Consider the following 18,883-nt stretch of genomic DNA (forward strand, 5'->3'; position numbering starts at 1 on the left):
AAACCTCAGCCTTGACGACACACCGGATCAGCCGGATGACCGAGGCCGGAGAGGTGCCGGGGTCCTACCGTTGTCCCCCGTGGACAGTCATCGGGGCCAATGGCCGATCGCCGGTGTGCTCGCGTTGCTCATGCTGGGCGAGCTCATCTTGATGAACGGGCCGCGCAGCGCCGAGGCGCTCGTGTGGCTGCTCAGCGTGCCGTTGTGCATCGCCGCCGTCACCTCGTTCAAGTCGCGCGCCTTCACCATCCCGGTGGCGGTGGTGTCGATCTTCGTGTCGTCGATCGTGATCCGGGTCTTCGACGTCTTCGTGCAGACGATCCTGAGCCCGTTGTCGATCGCGGAGACCGCCGCGTGCCTCGTCCTCACGGCCGTCGTGGTGCGCGAGGAGCCGCGCCGCGCCGCCATCTGGTCGGTCGGCTCGCTGATGGCGGTGAGCGTCTTCGCCGCGATCGTCCGGGAGAACTGGCTGCTGGGCCGCAACTACAACGAGATGCTGGGTGCGCTGGTCCTGGGGTTCGCGGCCGTCGGCACCGGCCTGTACTTCCGCGCCCGCGACACGGAGAGCGGCCGCCTGCTCGCCGCCGCGGTCACCGACGCGCAGAAGGAGGAGCGCATCGCGCTGGCCCGCGAGCTGCACGACGTGGTCGCCCACCACGTGACGGGCATGCTCGTGCAGGCCCAGGCCGCCCTGGAGGTCTCCGACGACGACCCGCGCGCCGCCCACCGCCTGTTGCCGGGCATCGTCCGCTCGGGCACGGAGGCGCTCGGCGCGATGCGCCGCCTCGTCGGCACCCTGCGCCAGGGCGAGCACGACGTCGCCACGACCGACCTCGCCGCCGACGTCATCTCGGCCGTCGAACGCACGCGCGAACTCGGTTTCGACACCAGGCTGCGCATCGACCTGCCCGACGACGTCCCGCCGGAGCTGGGCCGTTCGGTGTTGCGCCTGGTCCAGGAGTCGCTGACCAACGTGCACAAGCACGCCGTCTCCCCGACGATGATCGACGTGGAGATCTCCCGGACACCGCAGAACGCGCTGCGGGTGGTCGTCACCGACGACGGCCGCCCCGGTGAGCCGAACCAGGGGGGCTACGGTCTGGTGGGCATGCGGGAGCGGGTCGACCTGCTCGGTGGCCTGTTCTCCGCGGGCCCCCGCGAAAACGGCTGGCAGGTGCTCGCCGAGCTACCCCTGGAGGGGAAGAAGTGATCTCGGTCCTCATCGCCGACGACCAGGAGATGGTCCGCGTCGGCTTCCGGATGATCCTGGAGAAGCAACCGGACATCACGGTGGTCGCGGACGTCGCGGACGGCGTCAGCGCCGTCACCGCCGCCCGCGAGCTCAGGCCGGACGTGGCGTTGCTCGACATCCGGATGCCGGGCCTCGACGGGCTCGAGGTCACCAAGAAGCTCTCCGGCTCGACCAAGATCGTCGTGGTGACGACGTTCGACCTCGACGAGTACGTGCACACGGCGCTGGAGAACGGCGCGTCCGGGTTCCTCACCAAGGACGCGGGACCCGCGTTGCTGGTCGAGGCGGTGCGGGCGGCGGCGCAGGGCAACGCGCTGATCTCGCCGCAGGTGACGGTCCGGATGCTGGAGCACTTCTCCCGGCCGGCCCAGCGACCGGACCTCGGGCTGCTGACCGCGCGCGAGCAGGACGTCGTGCGGGAGGTGGCCCGCGGGCTCACCAACCAGGAGATCGCGTCGGCGCTCTTCCTGTCGCTGTCGACGGTGAAGACGCACATCGCGTCCGTGCAGACGAAGCTGAACGTGCGCAACCGCGTCGGGATCGCGTCCTGGGCGTGGCGCGCGGGGCTGGTGAACTCGTGACCACGCCGCCGGAGACCGAGTTCCCGCGCACGATCGGCAAGGTCGCGGCTCGTGAGCTGGCCGCGCACGGCTACCCGACGTTCGACTCGCTGACGCGCGTGTCGGCGGAGGAGCTGCTGAAGATCCACGGCGTCGGCCCGAAGGCGATCAGGATCCTCGGGGAGGAGCTGGCGGCGCAGGGCAGGGCCTACGCCGCCGACTGAGGTCCGTCAGACGCCCATCGGGTGCCAGACCGTCTTCGTCTCCAGGTAGGCGCGGATCCGCGACAGGTCGGGCGTGACCGCGAAGTCCTCGCCCACCTTGGTGCGCAGCACGCGCTTCACCGTGCCCGCCGCGGACCGCTCCAGCTCGGCGCGCAGCGGCTCCGGCGCACCGGTGAGGTCGAGCGCGTTCACGTCGGCGTGCGACGCGAGCCACGGCGCGATCTCCGCGGTGCGGCCGGTGATGATGTTGACGACGCCGCCCGGCACGTCGCTGGTGGCGAGCACCTCGGACAGCGTGATCGCGGGCAGCGGCCGGTCCTGCGAGGTGACGACCACCGCCGTGTTGCCGGAGGCGATCACCGGCGCGATCACGGACACCAGGCCCAGCAACGACGACTGCTGCGGCGCCAGGACGGCCACCACACCCGTCGGTTCCGGCGTGGAGAACGAGAAGTACGGCCCGGCGACGGGGTTCGCGGACCCCAGCACGGCCGCGACCTTGTCCGTCCAGCCCGCGTACCAGACCCAGCGGTCGATCGCGGTGTCCACGAGGGACTGCGCCTTCTTCACCGGCACGCCCTCGGACGCCGCGACCTCGGTGACGAACTGCTCGCGGCGGCCCTCCAGCACCTCGGCCACGCGGTACAGCACCTGGCCGCGGTTGTACGCCGTGGCGCCGGACCAGCCGCCGAACGCCTTGCGGGCGGCGGTGACCGCGTCGCGGGCGTCCTTGCGGGAGCCCTGCGCGGCGTTGGCGAGGAAGGCGCCCTTCGAGTCGGTCACCGGGTAGCTGCGGCCCGACTCGGACCGCGGGAAGGCGCCACCGATGTAGAGCTTGTAGGTCTTCGCGACCGTGACGCGATCAGACATCGAGGTAGGCCTCCAGACCGGTGCGGCCGCCCTCACGGCCGAAGCCCGACTCCTGGTACCCGCCGAACGGGGCCGTCGGGTCGAAGCGGTTGAACGTGTTGGACCACACCACGCCGGCGCGCATCCGCTGCGCCATCCAGAGGATGCGCGAGCCCTTCTCGGTCCAGACTCCGGCGGACAGCCCGTACGGCGTGTTGTTCGCCTTGGCCACGGCCTCGTCCGGCGTGCGGAACGTGAGCACCGACAGCACCGGGCCGAAGATCTCCTCGCGGGCGATGCGCATCGCCTGCGACACGCCTGAGAAGACGGTCGGGGCGAAGTAGAAACCCTTGTCCGGCAACGGGCACGACGACGTCCACCGCTGCGCGCCCTCGGCCTCGCCCGACTCGGTCAGCTCCGTGATCCTGGCGAGCTGCTCGCGCGAGTTGATCGCGCCCACGTCGGTGTTCTTGTCGAGCGGGTCGCCGACGCGCAGGGTGCTGACGCGGGCGTGCAGCTTCTCCAGCAGCTCGTCGGCGATGGACTCCTGCACGAGCAGGCGCGACCCGGCGCAGCAGACGTGGCCCTGGTTGAAGAAGATGCCGTTGACGATGCCCTCGACGGCCTGGTCGAGCGGCGCGTCGTCGAACACGACGTTGGCGGCCTTGCCGCCGAGTTCCAGCGTGAGCTTCTTGTTCGTGCCGGCGAGCTGCCGCTGGATGGTCTTGCCGACCTCGGTCGACCCGGTGAACGCGACCTTGTCGACGCCGTCGTGCTCGACGAGCGCGGCGCCGATGTCACCGGCGCCCGGGATGATGTTGACGACCCCCGGCGGCAGGTCGCACTGCGCGATGATGTCGGCCAGCACCAGCGCGGTCAGCGGCGTGGTCTCGGCGGGCTTGAGCACGACGGTGTTGCCGCACGCGAGCGCGGGCGCGATCTTCCACGCGGCCATCAGCAGCGGGAAGTTCCACGGGATCACCTGTCCCGCGACGCCCAGCGGCTTCGGGTCCGGGCCGTAGCCCGCGTAGCCGAGCTTGTCCGCCCAGCCCGCGTGGTAGAAGAAGTGCGCGGCGGCCGTCGGCACGTCGACGTCGCGCGACTCCTTGATCGGCTTGCCGTTGTCGAGCGACTCCAGCACCGCGAGCTCGCGCCCGCGCTCCTGGATCTGCCGCGCGATCCGGTAGATGTACTTGGCCCGCTCGCTGCCGGGCATCTTCGACCACACGCGGTCGTAGGCCCTGCGCGCGGCCTTCACCGCGGTGTCCACATCGGACTTCGACGCGGTGGAGACCTCCGCCAGCACCTCCTCGGTGCCGGGGTTGATCGTCTTGAGCGGTTCGCCGGATCCCTCGACGAACTGGCCGTCGACGAACATCCGGTAGGCCGGCTTGAGGTTCGCGATGTCCCGCGACTCCGGCGCGGGTGCGTATTCCCACATGTCTTCAGTCCACCGTCACGTAGTCCGGGCCGCTGTAGTGGCCGTCCAACTGGGTCCGCCGCTGCATGAGCAGGTCGTTCAGCAACGTCGACGCGCCGAACCGGAAGAGGTGCGGGTCGAGCCACTCCGGCCCGGCCACCTCGTGCACGGCCACCAGGTACTTGATCGCGTCCTTGGTGCTGCGGATGCCACCGGCGGGCTTGACCCCGCGCAGCTCGCCGGTCTGGGTCTTCCAGTCCCGCACGGCCTGGAGCATCACGTGCGTCACCGGCAGCGTCGCCGCGGGCTGCACCTTGCCGGTCGAGGTCTTGATGAAGTCGCCACCGGCCAGCAGCGCGAGCCAGCTCGCGCGGCGCACGTTGTCGTAGGTCACGAGCTCGCCGGTCTCGAGGATCACCTTGAGGTGCGCGTCGCCGCAGGCCCGCTTCACCTCGACGATCTCCTCGAACACCTGCCCGTACCGGCCGGAGAGGAACGCGCCGCGGTCGATCACCATGTCGACCTCGCTCGCGCCCTGTTCGACGGCGAACCTGGTGTCGGCGAGCTTGACGTCCATCGTGCTGCGCCCGCTGGGGAACGCCGTCGCGACGCTGGCGACGCCGATCCCGGTGCCCCTGAGCTCGTCGGCCGCGGTCTTGACCATGTCCGGGTACACGCACACCGCCGCGACCTTGGGCACGTCCGGCCGGTCGGGGTCGGGCCGGCGGGCCTTCGCGGCCAGGCCGCGCACCTTGCCGGGCGTGTCCGCGCCCTCCAGCGTGGTGAGGTCGACCATGCTGATCGCCAGGTCGATGGCGTGCAGCTTCGCGGCCTTCTTGATGCTCCGCGTGCCGAGGCCCGCGGCTCGTTGCTCGACGCCGACCTGGTCGACGCCGGGGAGCCCGTGCAGGAACCGCCGCAGCGACGACTCGTCGCGCACGGCGTCAGCCAGGGCCGACGGCAATGTCGTTGGAGCAGCCATGCGTGCGAGTCTAAGCGGAATGGGACGCCCGTCCTAAGTGAGGACGTTTCCGCAGCTCAGGCCGGGAAGTGCGGGCGATCCGCCGGCCTGGCCGGCCACGTTCGCGGCGGTGGTGGTCCCGCCGGTTCCGCGCAGCGCGGCGCTCATCACTCGAGCAGCTCGCGCAGGATCTGGGATTTCTTCTTCTTCGGCCCCTTCACCTCGACCCCGCCCATGATCGCGAGACCGGTGATCCGCACCGTCGGCGCGCCGGGGATGTGCCGGCGGCTGGGCGCGCGGTCCTCGAACGCGCCCATGAACCCGAACCCGTCGACGTTGACGTTGATGTCGTCGGGCACCCGGATCTCCACACCGCCCCAGAAGGCGAAGCAGCTGATGGTGACCTCGCGCTCGGCGAACCGGGCGTGGGTCAGGTCGATCTCGATGCCGCCCATGACCGCCACGGCGTTGTGCATCCGCGGGACGACCCACTGGCCCTTGCGGTTGACGCCGGACCAGAACGCGACGGACACCGCGCTGCCGGGCTCGCCACCGACGCGGTCGTCGGTGGCCGGCTGGTGCTGCGGCATCGCGGGCGTCTGCGGCAGGCCGCTCAGCACCAGGTCGGCGGTGATGGGCACGAGCTCGCCGTAGGTCTTCGCGGCGTAGACGGCGATGAGCCGCTCGTCCAGCTCGTGGATGTCGAGGCGGCCCTCGGCGGTTGCCCTGTGCAGCACCTGCGCGACGCGTTCCCGGTCCGCGTCCGAGGCGCGCAGGTGGCTCTGGTCAGCGGGTAACAGCTCGTCGCTCACCCGATCGAGTCTAGAGCGCTCACCTGCGGTTCGGTGCGCACTTGACGGTGATCGCGAAAGCGAGGACCAGCACGGCCGCGAGGGCGGAGGCGAGCACCGGGCTGTAGCCCCACGTCAGCGGCAGCACACCGATCACCGCCGCGAGTGATCCCGAAACACCCAGGATGACCAGCGGCGACTCGCACAGCTGCTGGACGGGCTTCTGCTCGACGTTCACCGTTCGCTCCTCCGCGTCTCACCGGTCAAAGGACTTTTCGGAGTCGCTCCGCCGGTCCTTGAGCCCCGGAACGGGTTCCGGGGCCACTGGATCGGGTGGTCATCGGAACGGATCGGTGACCGGTGGGTCGGCCGGTCGCACCGACCTCTCCAGCGCCTCCAGCTCCTCGCGCGGCGCCGGGCCCTGCGCGAAGCCGACGCCGCCCCGCAGCTTGAGCCGGACGTCGTTGGTGAACACGAGCTCGACGTCCCCGCCGGTGTCGTGGACGCTGTGGAGCTGCCACGACGTCTCGACCGTGTACGGCACCCGTACCCGGACGTGCTCGTCGAACGTCAGGCTCCGCGCGATCTGGCGTTCCCGCTCCCGGTCGTCCGGGAAGCCCTCCACCGAGACGGTGGCCCACGCGCCGGGTTCCCACTCGAAGGCCAGGTACGTGCCGGTCCACACCGCGCGCCTGCCGTTGACCTCCTGCGCCGGCTCGCCCGGCAGCGGCCGCATCGTGCCCGCCGCGAACACCGAGACCCTGGCGGCCTGGTCGCCGCTGCCCACCGGCCTCAGCCAGATCGACTGGCTCGTGCGACCGGTGGTGAGGGTCTCCTGCCGCAACCCCGGCACCGGGCCGAGGCCGATGGTGCGCACCAGCGGGTCGAACGTGCTGGCCGCCACCGGCGGGGCGGAGGGCCGCAGCAGCAGCGGCAGCACGCCCGCGACGAGCAGCACGACCACCCCGGCCGCCGCCACCCGCAACGACCTCGTGCGCTTCCCCGCCCTGATCGCCTTCGCGACGCTGACCCCGTCCGAGGCGGGCACCTCCACGGCGCGCAGCGACCCGAGCAGCCGCACACCGTCCTCTTCGGACCTCATCGAGCCACTCCCATCTGCGTGCGCAGCGCGGCCAGCCCGTCGGAGGTCTGGCTCTTCACCGTGCCCTCGGAGCACCGCAGGGTGCGCGCGACCTCGGCCACGGGCAGGTCGAACAGGAACCGCAGGACGAGCACCGCGCGTTGCCCCGGTGCCACGCGCATCAGGGCGACCCGGACCTCCTCGCGGGTCTCGACGTCCGGGTTCGCGACGGCCCGCAGCTCGTCGACCCGGCCGAACAGGCGCTCGCGGCTCCAGGGCCGTCTGCGCTCGTTGAGGAACGTGCGGACGAGGATCGCCCGCACGTAGGCGTCGAGGTTGCCGGCGGCCCTGGCCCTCCGCCAGTTCGTGTAGAGCCGTGTGATCGCGATCTGCACGACGTCGTCGGCGCTGTGCACGTCACCGCAGAGCAGGTAGGCCGTGCGCCGCAACCAGGGCAGCGCCGCCGTGACGTACTCGGTGTACTCGGTGTCAGCCAACCCCTCCCCCTTCTGTCCACACTCAGGACACGGCGCGAAGGGGGAGCGGTTGGGTGACCTGGGTCACATGGTCGGCTGGCGCAGCGGCAGCCCGGCCGCCCGGTAGACCGAGTCGATCACCGCCATGTTCTTCACCGCGTCGCCGGCGGTCGTCGGGAACGGCTCGCCGCGCAGCACCGCGCCGGTGAAGGCGTCGAGCTGGTGGGCGTAGGTCGTGCGCCGCCCGAACGTCTCGACGGAGTTCCTGTTCTTGAGCCGCAACGACAAGCGGTGGAACCTGTGCGGGCCGAGCGGGTTGAGGACGCGCAACGTGCCGTTCTCGCCGATGGCCCTCATGTGCAGCTTGAGGAGCGTCGGCGACCACATCGACGCGTGCACGGAACCCGTGTGGCCCGAGGGGAAGCGCAGGGACGCCCGCATCGCCCTGTCGACGCCCGGCCCGCGCAGCAGCGCCCGCGCCGAACGCACCTCGGGCTCCTCGCCGCCGAGCAGGCGCACCATGTGCACGGCGTAGCAGCCGGCGTCCATCATCGCGCCGCCCGCGAGCGAGTAGTCGTAGCGGATGTCGGAGAACACCGGAAGCGGGAAGCAGACCGAGGCCTCGACGTGCCGCAGCGGTCCCAGGGCGCCGGACCGCATGATCTCTTCGACGCGCAGCGCCAGCGGGTGGTAGCGGTAGTGGAACGCCTCCATCACCACGAGCCCGGAGGCGTCGGCGGCCTTCGCCACCGCCTCGGCCTCCGCGGCGTTGGCGGTGAACGGCTTCTCGCACAACACGTGCTTGCCCGCTTCCAGCGCGGCCAGCGTCCACTTGCCGTGCAGGCCGTTGGGCAGTGGGTTGTAGACGGCGTCGACCGCCGGGTCGGCCAGCAGCTCGTCGTACGAACCGTGCACGCGCGCGATGCCGTGCCGGTCTGCGAAGGCCTTGGCGCGCTGCGGTGAGCGCGCGGCGACGGCCACGACCTCGGCGACGGTGGAGAACCGGGCCGGGCGGATGACCGCGGCCGGCGTGATCCTGGCCGCGCCGAGCACGCCGATGCGCACGTGGTCTGTCACCCGGCCGACCCTACCGCCGCGGTGAACGGCATTCACTCCACCAGATCGGTTGCCCGCGAGGGGAAGAACGGGATCTTGTCGATCGGTGCGGGGCCGGACCAGCTCCACGACTCCATCTGGCGGCGCGAGCGCCTGCCGAAGAACGCCCGCCACAGCTCGTAGGCGTCGACCTCCAGCGTGACGGGGCCGCTGCCGATGGTGCCGAGCTCCGTCTTGGCGGTGACCTCCGGCAGCCGGCGCGGGACGATCCACACCAGCGTGGGGTACCAGACCGCGTCCGGGAGGCGCTCGCGGCCCAGCGCCGCGCGCAGGTCGGCCTCGTGCGTGATCGCGTCGAACGCGAGCTGGTAGGGGATCCGGTCGATCTTGTCGATCTCCTCGCCGGAGGCGTTCCACTGCTGCAGGAGGTCGTCGGCGGGAACGCCCTCGCGCTCGGCGACGTGCCGCGAGGTCCACTCCTGCGACGGCGCTCCCTCCATGCGGCCGGTCGCGAGGTCGGACGCCACGCCCGACAGGTGCGCGATCAGCCGGTGCACGGTCCACTCGGGACACGCGGGCACGACGCGGGCGAGCTCGTCGCCGCCCAGGCCCATCGTCAGGCCGACGACGCGCTGACGTGCCTCGCGGTAGATCTCTTCGAACACCCCTGGCTCCTCGCAGCAGTTACGGTGTCGGGCATGGACGTCCTCGTCGTCGATCATCCTCTCGCCAAGGCGAGACTCACAACCATGCGCGACGCGCGCACGGACAACGCGGCCTTCCGCGCGGCGTTGCAGGAACTCACCGTCATGCTGGTCTACGAGGCCATGCGCGAGGCGCCGCTGATCGAGGACCGCACGCACACCCCGGTCGCGCGCACCACCGGCCACCGGCTGGCGAACCCGCCGCTGCTCGTGCCGGTGCTGCGGGCCGGCCTGGGCATGGCGGACCAGGCGCACAAGCTGATCCCGGACGCCCAGATGGGGTTCGTCGGGCTCGCGCGCGACGAGGAGACGTTGCAGCCGACGCCGTACATGGAGTCGCTGCCGGAGGACCTCGCCGGGCGGCCCGTCCTCGTGCTCGACCCGATGCTCGCGACGGGCGGCTCGATGGCGTACACGATCCGGCTGCTGACCCAGCGCGGCGCGACCGACGTGACGGCCGTCTGCGTGCTCGCCGCGCCAGAGGGCATCAACCACCTCGAGGACTCGAAGCTGCCGGTGCGCCTGGTCACGGCGTCCGTCGACGAGCGGCTGAACGACTCGGGCTTCATCGTGCCGGGCCTGGGCGACGCCGGCGACCGCCTGTACGGGGCGGTTTAGGACATACCTCCGATCGGACGTAGCAGTGGTCTAGACCTCAGGCCTATCGTGCTGTGGACCACATCGCCGCTGCCGCGAACGACTTAGGAGACTCATGTCCGGACGGAGATGGGGTGTCGCCGCACTCGCGGCCGGCGCCCTGTCCGCGTCGCTGGCCGTTGCGCCCGCGAACGCCGACGCCGAGACCAAGGGGCACCACGGCTACTCGAAGACCCGCACCGTGGGGTACTTCATCCAGTGGGGCGTGTACGACCGGAACTTCCGCGTCAAGAACCTCGTGGACAGCGGTGCCGCCGCGCGGCTCACCCACCTGAACTACGCCTTCGGCTTCCTCGACGAGTCGGGCAAGTGCGTCAGCGCCGACCCGTGGGCCGACTGGCAGATGCCCCACAGCGCGGAGCAGTCGGTGAGCGGCGCTGCCGACGAGGCCGGTCAGGTGCTCATGGGCAACCTGAACCAGCTCAAGCAGCTCAAGGCCCGCTACCCCAAGCTGAGGATCAACATCTCGCTGGGCGGCTGGACGGGCTCGCGCTACTTCTCCAACGCCGCGCTGACGCCCGAGTCGCGCGCCGCGCACGTCAAGTCGTGCACCGACATGTGGATCAAGGGCAACCTGCCCGGCCTGCCGGAGGGCGCCGCGAAGGGCGTCTTCGACGGCATCGACCTCGACTGGGAATGGCCTGCCAGCAACGGCAACATGACGCCGCCCAACGTCGTGCGCCCCGAGGACAGGCAGAACTTCACCAAGCTGCTCGCCGAGTACCGCAGGCAGATGGGCTGGAACCGCGACCTGACTGCGTTCCTGCCGGCCGACCCGCGGCAGGTCGACGCCGGCTTCGAGGTCGCGAAGGTGTTCTGCTACCTCACCTTCGGCACGTTGCAGGGCTACGACTACCACGGTGCCTGGGACGCCCCGGCGAACCAGCAGTCCGCGCTGAGGGTGCCCGCGGGCGACCCGTCGGAGTTCGAGTTCAGCACCGAGGTGACGGTCGACGCGTGGCTCTCGCGCGGTGCCCCGCGGTCGAAGGCCGTGCTCGGTGTGCCGTTCTACGGCCGCGGCTGGGACGGCGTCGCCCCCGGCACGCGCAACGGCCTGTTCGGCACGGGTGTGCCGGCCCCCGCGAAGTACGAGGCCGGGTACGAGGACTTCCACCGCATCAAGGCGAAGCTCGCCGAGCCCGGCAACACCTACAAGATCTACCGCGACGAGCGCGCCGGCTTCGCGTGGATCTACGACGGCAAGACGTGGTGGACCTACGACGACGCGACGGAGATGAAGCGCAAGGCCCGCTACATCAACGCCCGCAGGCTCGGCGGCGCGATGGTCTGGTCGCTCGACGGCGACACCGCCGACGGCGAGCTGATCAAGGCGCTCGACGGCGCGCTGAGGTAGAGCGCGCGGCAGACGGACTGTCCTAACAGGACAGTTCAGCGGGTCCGGGGAGGTTTCGCGGCGGCCGCCTCCCCGGATTCCGCGTTCTCCGCTCCTGTCGAGGAGTCCGCCAGCCAGCCCCTGCCGTGGGCGCGCAACGCCAGTTCGTACGTGGCGGTGGCGTCGACGCCGGGCGGCAGGTTGCCGTTGAGCTCCAGGCTCACCAGCCCGTGCGCGATGCCCCACATCGACACCGCGATCTGCTCCGCGTCCACGTCCCGGAAGACCCCGAGCTCGATGGCCCGCCGCACCGCGTTCATCACCGGCGCGAACGTCCGGCCGGCCGCGCGGCTCATCTCCTTCGTCGGCTCGACGACCTTCGAGTAGAGCACCGAGTAGAACTGCGGGTCCGCGAGCGCGCTGCGCCGGTACGCGAGGCCGATCTGGACCACGTCCTCCGCGGGGTCGGCGGTGATCGGCACCGCCGCGAGGTGCGCCCCGAACCGCGCGAACGCCTCGTCGTAGAGCGCCTCGAGCAGTCCTGGTTTGCCGCCGAAGAGGGAATAGACCGCCGTGGTCGAGGTGTTGACGTCCGCGGCGATCCTGCGCAGGCTCACCGCGGCCGGCCCGTCGGTGCTGAGCAGCTCGCCCGCCCGTTCGAGCAGACGCCGCCGCAGAGCGTCGTCGTGGGTCTTGGGCCTGGGCATCACGCAATCCTAACGGGCACTGGTCCGAGTGGTATCAGGTTGGTACCGTGCTGGGAATGGCGATGACCTTGCGGTTGACCGAGGAGGAGAACCTGCGGCTCGCCCGGCTGGCGCAGGCCGAGGGTCGTTCCAAGCAGGAGGTCGTGCGGCTCGCGATAGCCGACCGCTACCAGCGCATGCAGCAGGAGGAGAAGCTCGGCGAGGTGCTGGGGCGGGTGCTGCCCAAGTACCGAGGTCTTTTGGATAGGCTCGGATCTTCCTGAAATCGTCAGACCTTTGTGATCAACTGGATGCCGTGATCTCCTACCTCGACGCCGGGGACCTGTTGGTGCTGGCCACGGCGGTGACCGGTGGCGACCTCGTCGTCAGGGACATCGGCCTGCTGGACACGGCCGCCTACCGTCCCCGCGCCACCGTGCTCGGCGTGGAGGCCTACGACACGCTGTGGCTCAAGTCCTCCGTCCTGCTCGACTCGATCGTGAAGACCCGCCCGCTCGTCGAGGGGAACTGGCGCCTCGGCTGGGTCGCCGCCGTCACGATGTGCGACATCAACGGCTACTGGATCGACGCCGAGGAGGACGACGCGCTGGACCTCGTCCGCGCGCTCGGCCGCGACAAGATCGACGTCGCCGAGATGGCCGGCCACCTCGAAGCATGGGGACTTCCGAAGGATTCCGCTTGACCTGGAGTGCACTCCAGGTCTTAGCGTCGAACCCGTGAGTTACTCGATAGCCCAAGCCGCGCAGCGCAGTGGGTTGTCCATCGACACCCTGCGCTACTACGAACGAATCGGGCTCGTCGACCCGCCCGCGCGAGACTCGGGTGGCCGTCGCAGCTACTCCGACGAGGACCTCGGCTGGCTGGCCTTCGTGACGCGCCTGCGCACGACCGGCATGCCGATCCGCATGATGCGCGAGTTCGCGCAGCTCCGGCACCGCGGCGACCACACGGCCGGGCGCCGCAAGCAGATCCTCGTCGAGCACCGGGCCGACGTCCGCGCCCGCATCGCGGAACTGCAGACGTGCCTCGAGGTGCTGGACTACAAGATCGACCACTACGCGGCGGTCGAGCGGGACCTGGAGGCGACGGCCTAGTCCCAGATCCGCAGTGCTCTCGCCGCGCCGGCCCGGATCTCGGCGCCGTCCAGCTCGGTCGACGCCTCGCCGACACCCCGGGCCGGCCACCGCACCGCGATGACGACCGGTCCGGGCGGTGGCAGCGGGTGCACGTAGATGCCCTGGCGCAGATGGGTCTCGCCGCCGCCGACGGTCGACGTGACGTTCAGCGTCACCATCTCGCCGATGTCGCGGGCGTGGTCGAGCGGGTCCGGTGTCGTGGCCTTGCGGCCGTCGGCGAACCGCACCGCGAGGCTCGGCCCGCCGGGTGGCGGTGGTGGTGCGAGTGGGTGGTGCAGGAAATGCGGGATCTCTTTCGTGGCGGCTGCCAGGAACAGCGCCATGTGGAGCGTGAACCCTTCCGGCCAGTGGGAGACGCATTCGAGGACGACGCACACCTCGTCGGTCGTGGCAAGCCGGATTTGCTTGGTTTCCACATGTGCCGTGGTGTTGTCGAACGGCGGATGGAGAATTGCTCTTCCACGCGGTTGCGCATCGTCGAACAAGCTTTCCATGGCTGGAACCTAGCATCAATCGGTGAGTAAGGGCGGCTACCGTCCCCTTGCCGGGTAATCAGCCGGAATGGATGTACGGAATCTTCCTTCCTCCGGGAATCTGCCGTGCCGAAGGGAAGCGCTGACATTCCCCTCAGACTGACAACGTGCTTTCGCACCGGCTCTCACCGACAATTCTTGGCTCCGCTGATCGGGTGACGGTCCCGACGCGACCGACATGTCCGACTTGAGCTGGAGCGCGCTCCAGGATCTAGCGTTGACGGCATGAACGCGAAGCGGAAGCTCGGTGAGCTGGAAGTCGGGCCGCAGGGGCTCGGCTGCATGGGGATGTCGGAGTTCTACGGCGCCGGCGACGAGCAGGAGTCGATCGCCGTCATCCACCGCGCCCTGGAGCTCGGTGTCACGCTGATCGACACGGCCGACATGTACGGCCCGCACGTGAACGAGGAACTCGTGGGCCGCGCGATCGCGGACCGCCGTGACGCCGTGGTCCTGGCGACGAAGTTCGGCATCGTGCGCGAACCGGCCGGTGGCCGCTCGATCCGCGGCGACCGCGACTACGTGCGCTCGGCGGTCGAGGGTTCCCTGCGTCGGCTCGGCACCGACGTGATCGACCTGTACTACCTGCACCGCGTCCCGGCGGACACGCCCATCGAGGAGACCGTCGGCGCGATGGCCGAGCTGGTCACCGAGGGCAAGGTGCGGCACCTCGGCCTGTCCGAGGCGGGCGCCGAGACCCTGCGCCGTGCCCATGCGGTGCACCCGATCACCGCGTTGCAGAGCGAGTGGTCGCTGTGGTCGCGCGACATCGAGGCCGAGATCGTGCCCACGGCCCGCGAGCTGGGCATCGGGCTGGTGCCGTACTCGCCGCTCGGCCGGGGCGTGCTGACCGGCCGGTTCGCGTCGTCCGAGGACTTCGGCGACGGCGACTTCCGCGCCGCGAACCCGCGGTTCTCGGGCGCGAACCTCGAGGCGAACCTGAAGATGGTCGCCGAGCTGCGCGCACTGGCCGAGGAGCGCGGCGTCACGGCCGGGCAGCTCGCGCTGGCGTGGGTGCAACACCGCGGGCAGGACGTGGTGCCGATCCCGGGGACCAAGCGGATCAAGTACCTGGAGGAGAACGTGGCGGCGGCTTCCCTGGAGCTGTCCGACGCGGACCTGGCCGCGATCGAGGCCGCGGTGCCGGCTTCGGCGGTCGTCGGGGACCGGTACCCCGACATGAGCTCGATCGGCCGTTAGAACACCTGTTCGAGAGTATCCCCAGGGTTGTCCACAGGCTGGGGACAAGAAGCTGTGGACAACCCCGGGTTCATGTGGACAACTGGGCGGCGAGGGTGGCGCCGAGCTCCCAGCACGCCTCCAGGTCGGCCTTCGCCGGTTCACCGGTGACGAGCACGTCGGCGGCCACCTTCTCCCAGCCCAGGCCGGTCGTGGCCGTCGCGACGCTGCGCACCGCACCGGCCGTGTCGTTGTTGCCGTGCACATAAAGTCCGAACGGCCTGCCGCGTGTGGAGTCGAGGCACGGGTAGTAGACGGTGTCGAAAAAGTGCTTCAACGCACCGCTCATGTAGCCGAGGTTCGCGGGCGTGCCCAGCACGTAACCGTCAGCCTCGAGGACATCCACAGCCGTTGTGGACAACGCGGCCTTCCTGACCACCTCGACACCCTCGACCTCGGGCGTGGTGGCGCCGGCGACGACCGCCTCGAACATCGCCTGGAGGGCGGGCGACGGGGTGTGGTGGACGATCAACAGCTTGGACACCGGATCAGCGTTGTGGATCGCGGTGGGCAGCGCAACATCGCTATGGTGGCGGCAAGGGCCGGAGCAACCGCCGGGTCGCGCTGCTGCCACCTCCGAGTTCGGGCGGGGGTGGAGGTGAGCTGTGTGGTGCGACCAGGACGCACTTGCCCGCAGGACCGACCGACCTGACATGGCTGTACGACGATCACCCTCCGAGCTCACCGGTGGGCTTATTCGTTGTGGAGTCGTCATGTCGGCGTGGTGGGTGGCCGGAGCCCTCGTGGTGCCAACACTTTCTGGCTTGGTCTGGCGCTTGGTCGAGTTGCGCTTCCTCCACCGCGTCTACGAACGTGGAGGGGCGAAGGACCTCAAGGTCGCCGCCGAGGCGTTGCAGGCGACGCGCTCGCGCACGTTCACCGAGAGGCTGCCCCGCGGCCGGAAGCTGCCGGCTCGGGACCAGCGTGAGCAATGACCGGGACGGACCGCACGACCTCCACGGGCACGACCTCGACGAGACGGTGCGCAACGCGACCGCAGCCCGGTTCAACGAAGAGGCCTGGCTGTGACGTCGAAGGGGTGTGGACGAAGGGGACCGCAGGCGTTCCTGTTGCTCCGCGAACGGAACCCCAGGGCCGGGAAGACGTCCTAGAGGGTGTACACAGGAGGGACCATGAAGACCACCGCCTTTATGACGACCAGTCCTCGTCAGCGCCGCATCACCTGGGGTTTCGGCCTCGCCGTCAGCATCGGGATGATCGGGCTCGGGCCGCTCTTCGCGTCGCTGTGGCCGGGCTTCGACCACAGCCCGTGGGACGTCAACACGATGCTGCTCGGGCTCGGCGTGGGGCTCTGCACGGTCGCGTACATCTGCGGGCGGATCGCCGTCGCGGCGGTCACCGAGGGGCGTCGCAACGCGATCGCCCCGCCGACCAGGAGGGTCTACTGGGTGGCCGGCGGGGGTTTCGCCCTTGCCGCGCTGTGCCTGGTGATCGCGCTGTCTAGCTGACCAGTTCGGTGACGCGTTCGCGCAGCCGAGCCAGCCGGGCCTGACCCGACGCACGGGCGGACTCCAGTCCGTCCGTGACCGGCTCGACGACTTCCAGGTACGCCTTGAGCTTCGGCTCCGTGCCGGACGGGCGCACGACCACGCGCACGCCGTCGGCCGTCCAGCGCAGCACGTCCGCGCCGGGCAGCAGGTCCTCGGAGGCGAAGTCGGCGGGCGGCGCGGACCGCAGCCGTGCCATCGTCGCGCCGATCAGGCTCAGGTCGGTGTACCGCAGGGAGACCTGGTCGGTCAGGTGCAGGCCGTGGTCGAGCGCGAGCTGGTCGAGCGCGTCGGGCAGCGTGCGGCCCGACGCCTTGAGCCCGGCGGCCAGGTCGGCGGCGACCACGGCGGCCGAGATGCCGTCCTTGTCGGCGACGAACTCCGGGTCGACGCAGTTGCCGAGCGCTTCCTCGTAGGCGAACACGAGACCCTCGCCCGCGCGGGCCAGCCACTTGAAGCCCGTCAGCGTCTCCGCGTAGCGGGCGCCGTGCGCGGCGGCGATCGACTTGAGCAGCGATGAGGACACGATCGTCGTCGCCACCAGCGGATCCGCGGACTCGGTGGTGGACAGCACGAGCGAGCCGAGCAGCACGCCCGTCTCGTCGCCGCGCAGCATCCGCCACGTCTCGCCGTCCCGCACGCCCAGGGCACACCGGTCGGCGTCCGGGTCGAGCGCGATGGCCAGGTCCGCGTTCACCGCCGCCGCGAGGGCGAGCAGCTCGTCGGACGCGCCGGGCTCCTCCGGGTTCGGGAACGCCACGGTCGGGAAGTCCGGGTCCGGCACCGCCTGCGACCGCACCACGTGCACGTCGGTGAAACCCGCGCGCCGCAACGCTTCCACGGCCAACGCGCCACCGACGCCGTGCATCGGCGTCAACGCGATCTTCAACGCGCGCGCCTGGCCCCTGGGCAGCGACGCCACCCGGTCCAGGTACGCGTCGACGTCGGCGTCCGGCACCACCGAGTACGTGGCGGCACGGGGCACCGACACCGCGGCGGGGACGGACTCGATCGCCCTCTCGATCTCGCCGTCCGCCGGCGGCACGATCTGCGAGCCACCGGACAGGTAGAGCTTGTAGCCGTTGTCCGCGGGCGGGTTGTGCGACGCGGTGATCTGGATGCCCGCCACCGCGCCGTGGTTGCGCACCAGGTACGCGAGCACCGGCGTCGGCAGCGGCCCCGGCAGCACCCGCACGTCGAAGCCGGCGGCCGCCATCACCTCGGCGGCCGCCGAGGCGAACTCCTCCGAACCGTGCCGCGCGTCGCGTCCCACGAACACCAGCCCGGAACCGCCGAGCCACGACGCCACACCGGCCGTCGTGCGGACGACGGTGGCCACGTTCATGCCGTTCGTGCCCGCCCGCACCGGTCCGCGCAGCCCGGCCGTGCCGAACGTCAGCGGACCGGCCATGCGGTCCCGCAGGTCCTCCACCGCGGCGGGGTCGCCTCCCATCGCCCGCGCCAGCACGCCCTGCAGCTCGGTTCGAGTCGCGTCCGACGGGTCGTCAGCGATCCATCGGAACGTCGCGTCGCGCAATGCCGGCGTCAGGCTCATGCGCGGTCCACCAGCTCGCGCAGCAGCGTGCCCATGCGCTGGGCGGCGGCGGCGCCGGCGTCCAGCACCTCCTGGTGGTTGAGCGGCTCGCCGGTGATACCCGCCGCGAGGTTCGTGACCAGCGACAGGCCGAACACCTCGACACCTTCGGCGCGCGCGGCGATGGCCTCGTGCACGGTCGACATGCCGACCAGGTCGGCGCCCAGCGTGCGCAGCATGCGGATCTCGGCGGGCGTCTCGAAGTGCGGTCCCGGCAGCCCCGCGTACACGCCCTCCTCGAGCGAGGGGTCGATCTCCTGCGCGACCTTGCGCAGGCGCGGCGAGTACAGGTCCGTCAGGTCCACGAACCGCGCGCCGACCAGCGGCGACAGCGAGGTCAGGTTGAGGTGGTCGGAGATCAGCACCGGCTGCCCGACCGACATGCCCTGCCGCAGGCCACCGGCGGCGTTGGTCAGCACGATCGTCGACACGCCCGCGGCGGCGGCCGTGCGCACGCCGTGGACGACCTTCTGCACGCCCTTGCCCTCGTAGCCGTGGGTGCGGCCGAGGACGACGAGCACCTTCTTGCCGCCCACCTCGACGGAGCGGATGGTGCCGCCGTGGCCGAGCGCGGTCGGCGCCTCGAAGCCCGTCAGCTCACCGACGCCGATCTCGCTGACCGGCTCGCCGATCACGTCGGCGGCGGGCCGCCAGCCGGAGCCGAGCACGATCGCGATGTCGTGCTTCGCCACGCCGGTGCGGCTCTGGATCTCTTCCGCGGCCTTGCCGGCCAGCTCTTCTGGAGTCACCGCGGAAGCGTAAGCCGTGTCCCGCGGGTCTGTTCGACGAGAGTCGCGGGACA

25 protein-coding genes are annotated in these 18,883 nt (G+C 70.7%); 11 read left to right on the top strand and 14 right to left on the bottom strand.

The window, feature by feature from the left end:
* The first annotated feature begins 79 nt into the window (after positions 1 to 79).
* From BMW88_RS04730 to BMW88_RS04740, 3 genes are read left to right on the top strand one after another with little or no spacing between them, the layout of a single operon-like run.
* Complete coding sequence (locus BMW88_RS04730) at positions 80 to 1,210, top strand: sensor histidine kinase (RefSeq protein ID WP_177220939.1); 1,131 nt, start codon at positions 80 to 82, stop codon at positions 1,208 to 1,210.
* A complete protein-coding gene (locus tag BMW88_RS04735) occupies positions 1,207 to 1,833 on the top strand; it encodes a response regulator (protein WP_089949262.1) in 627 nt (208 codons plus the stop codon). Before BMW88_RS04730 ends, BMW88_RS04735 begins: the two co-directional genes overlap by 4 nt.
* Positions 1,830 to 2,036, top strand: a complete 207-nt coding sequence (locus BMW88_RS04740) for a helix-hairpin-helix domain-containing protein (RefSeq protein WP_089949263.1) — start codon at positions 1,830 to 1,832, stop codon at positions 2,034 to 2,036. Before BMW88_RS04735 ends, BMW88_RS04740 begins: the two co-directional genes overlap by 4 nt.
* 6 nt (positions 2,037 to 2,042) lie before the next feature.
* On the opposite strand, the gene BMW88_RS04745 is transcribed toward BMW88_RS04740, so the two are convergent.
* The 9 genes from BMW88_RS04745 to BMW88_RS04785 all read right to left on the bottom strand — a co-directional run bounded on the left by BMW88_RS04745 (position 2,043) and on the right by BMW88_RS04785 (position 9,335).
* Positions 2,043 to 2,906, bottom strand: a complete 864-nt coding sequence (locus BMW88_RS04745) for an aldehyde dehydrogenase family protein (protein WP_089949264.1) — start codon at positions 2,904 to 2,906, stop codon at positions 2,043 to 2,045.
* Complete coding sequence (locus BMW88_RS04750; protein WP_089949265.1) at positions 2,899 to 4,326, bottom strand: aldehyde dehydrogenase family protein; 1,428 nt, start codon at positions 4,324 to 4,326, stop codon at positions 2,899 to 2,901. The genes BMW88_RS04745 and BMW88_RS04750 overlap by 8 nt, the downstream gene beginning before the upstream one ends.
* Positions 4,327 to 4,330: 4 nt before the next feature.
* Positions 4,331 to 5,287: a deoxyribose-phosphate aldolase gene (deoC, locus tag BMW88_RS04755; protein WP_089949266.1), complete on the bottom strand. Its 957-nt coding sequence runs from the start codon at positions 5,285 to 5,287 to the stop codon at positions 4,331 to 4,333.
* Between the two features lie 146 nt (positions 5,288 to 5,433).
* Positions 5,434 to 6,078 carry a DUF1707 SHOCT-like domain-containing protein gene (locus tag BMW88_RS04760; protein ID WP_245777556.1) on the bottom strand — a complete coding sequence of 215 codons (645 nt, stop codon included), beginning with the start codon at positions 6,076 to 6,078 and terminating at the stop codon, positions 5,434 to 5,436.
* 19 nt (positions 6,079 to 6,097) lie between these two features.
* A complete protein-coding gene (locus BMW88_RS04765) occupies positions 6,098 to 6,295 on the bottom strand; it encodes a hypothetical protein (RefSeq protein WP_089949267.1) in 198 nt (65 codons plus the stop codon).
* Positions 6,296 to 6,394: 99 nt separating this feature from the next.
* A complete protein-coding gene (locus tag BMW88_RS04770; RefSeq protein ID WP_143115964.1) occupies positions 6,395 to 7,159 on the bottom strand; it encodes a hypothetical protein in 765 nt (254 codons plus the stop codon).
* Positions 7,156 to 7,635, bottom strand: a complete 480-nt coding sequence (locus BMW88_RS04775) for a SigE family RNA polymerase sigma factor (RefSeq protein ID WP_089949269.1) — start codon at positions 7,633 to 7,635, stop codon at positions 7,156 to 7,158. Before BMW88_RS04775 ends, BMW88_RS04770 begins: the two co-directional genes overlap by 4 nt.
* A gap of 63 nt (positions 7,636 to 7,698) precedes the next feature.
* Positions 7,699 to 8,691, bottom strand: coding sequence for a Gfo/Idh/MocA family protein (locus BMW88_RS04780; RefSeq protein WP_089949270.1), 993 nt, complete (start codon positions 8,689 to 8,691; stop codon positions 7,699 to 7,701).
* Positions 8,692 to 8,723: 32 nt separating this feature from the next.
* Positions 8,724 to 9,335 (bottom strand): maleylpyruvate isomerase family mycothiol-dependent enzyme, encoded by a 612-nt coding sequence (locus BMW88_RS04785; RefSeq protein ID WP_177220940.1) that lies wholly within the window; start codon positions 9,333 to 9,335, stop codon positions 8,724 to 8,726.
* A 33-nt stretch (positions 9,336 to 9,368) separates the two neighbouring features.
* Here BMW88_RS04785 and upp point away from each other — a divergent pair, with 33 nt between their 5' ends.
* Together upp and BMW88_RS04795 are read left to right on the top strand one after the other, a co-directional pair.
* A complete protein-coding gene (gene upp / locus BMW88_RS04790) occupies positions 9,369 to 9,992 on the top strand; it encodes a uracil phosphoribosyltransferase (protein ID WP_089949272.1) in 624 nt (207 codons plus the stop codon).
* A 94-nt stretch (positions 9,993 to 10,086) separates the two neighbouring features.
* The gene (locus tag BMW88_RS04795; protein ID WP_089949273.1) at positions 10,087 to 11,385 is read left to right on the top strand and encodes a glycoside hydrolase family 18 protein; all 1,299 of its coding nucleotides are present in this window, start codon (positions 10,087 to 10,089) and stop codon (positions 11,383 to 11,385) included.
* A gap of 35 nt (positions 11,386 to 11,420) precedes the next feature.
* Here BMW88_RS04795 and BMW88_RS04800 read toward each other — a convergent pair whose 3' ends face one another.
* A complete protein-coding gene (locus BMW88_RS04800; protein WP_089949274.1) occupies positions 11,421 to 12,071 on the bottom strand; it encodes a TetR/AcrR family transcriptional regulator in 651 nt (216 codons plus the stop codon).
* A gap of 56 nt (positions 12,072 to 12,127) precedes the next feature.
* On the opposite strand from BMW88_RS04800, the gene BMW88_RS04805 reads away from it, so the two are divergent.
* The 3 genes from BMW88_RS04805 to BMW88_RS04815 are packed head-to-tail and all read left to right on the top strand — an operon-like array spanning position 12,128 to position 13,165.
* Complete coding sequence (locus BMW88_RS04805) at positions 12,128 to 12,334, top strand: ribbon-helix-helix domain-containing protein (protein ID WP_089949275.1); 207 nt, start codon at positions 12,128 to 12,130, stop codon at positions 12,332 to 12,334.
* Between the two features lie 32 nt (positions 12,335 to 12,366).
* Positions 12,367 to 12,753, top strand: coding sequence for a type II toxin-antitoxin system death-on-curing family toxin (locus BMW88_RS04810; protein ID WP_089949276.1), 387 nt, complete (start codon positions 12,367 to 12,369; stop codon positions 12,751 to 12,753).
* A gap of 34 nt (positions 12,754 to 12,787) precedes the next feature.
* On the top strand, positions 12,788 to 13,165 hold the full coding sequence (locus tag BMW88_RS04815; RefSeq protein WP_089949277.1) for a MerR family transcriptional regulator: 378 nt from the start codon (positions 12,788 to 12,790) through the stop codon (positions 13,163 to 13,165).
* Here the strand turns inward: BMW88_RS04815 and BMW88_RS04820 are convergent.
* Positions 13,162 to 13,623, bottom strand: coding sequence for a hypothetical protein (locus tag BMW88_RS04820; protein WP_143115965.1), 462 nt, complete (start codon positions 13,621 to 13,623; stop codon positions 13,162 to 13,164). The genes BMW88_RS04815 and BMW88_RS04820 overlap by 4 nt on opposite strands.
* A gap of 342 nt (positions 13,624 to 13,965) precedes the next feature.
* Between BMW88_RS04820 and BMW88_RS04825 the strand changes: the two genes are divergently transcribed.
* Positions 13,966 to 14,940 (top strand): aldo/keto reductase, encoded by a 975-nt coding sequence (locus tag BMW88_RS04825; RefSeq protein ID WP_089949279.1) that lies wholly within the window; start codon positions 13,966 to 13,968, stop codon positions 14,938 to 14,940.
* Between the two features lie 70 nt (positions 14,941 to 15,010).
* On the opposite strand, the gene BMW88_RS04830 is transcribed toward BMW88_RS04825, so the two are convergent.
* Positions 15,011 to 15,463 (bottom strand): flavodoxin family protein, encoded by a 453-nt coding sequence (locus BMW88_RS04830; protein WP_089949280.1) that lies wholly within the window; start codon positions 15,461 to 15,463, stop codon positions 15,011 to 15,013.
* A 280-nt stretch (positions 15,464 to 15,743) separates the two neighbouring features.
* Here BMW88_RS04830 and BMW88_RS41650 point away from each other — a divergent pair, with 280 nt between their 5' ends.
* Both BMW88_RS41650 and BMW88_RS04835 read left to right on the top strand, forming a co-directional pair.
* Entirely contained in the window at positions 15,744 to 15,914 is a 171-nt protein-coding gene (locus BMW88_RS41650) for a hypothetical protein (protein ID WP_177220941.1), read from the top strand.
* A gap of 198 nt (positions 15,915 to 16,112) precedes the next feature.
* Positions 16,113 to 16,448 carry a hypothetical protein gene (locus tag BMW88_RS04835; RefSeq protein ID WP_245777557.1) on the top strand — a complete coding sequence of 112 codons (336 nt, stop codon included), beginning with the start codon at positions 16,113 to 16,115 and terminating at the stop codon, positions 16,446 to 16,448.
* On the opposite strand, the gene BMW88_RS04840 is transcribed toward BMW88_RS04835, so the two are convergent.
* On the bottom strand, positions 16,441 to 18,042 hold the full coding sequence (locus BMW88_RS04840; protein ID WP_089949281.1) for a phospho-sugar mutase: 1,602 nt from the start codon (positions 18,040 to 18,042) through the stop codon (positions 16,441 to 16,443). The two genes, BMW88_RS04835 and BMW88_RS04840, sit on opposite strands and share 8 nt — an antisense overlap.
* Entirely contained in the window at positions 18,039 to 18,830 is a 792-nt protein-coding gene (locus BMW88_RS04845) for a purine-nucleoside phosphorylase (protein WP_089949282.1), read from the bottom strand. Before BMW88_RS04845 ends, BMW88_RS04840 begins: the two co-directional genes overlap by 4 nt.
* Between the last annotated feature and the right edge of the window lie 53 nt (positions 18,831 to 18,883).

Source organism: Lentzea xinjiangensis, from assembly GCF_900110955.1.
In the GTDB taxonomy this organism is placed as follows: Bacteria; Actinomycetota; Actinomycetes; order Mycobacteriales; family Pseudonocardiaceae; genus Lentzea; species Lentzea xinjiangensis.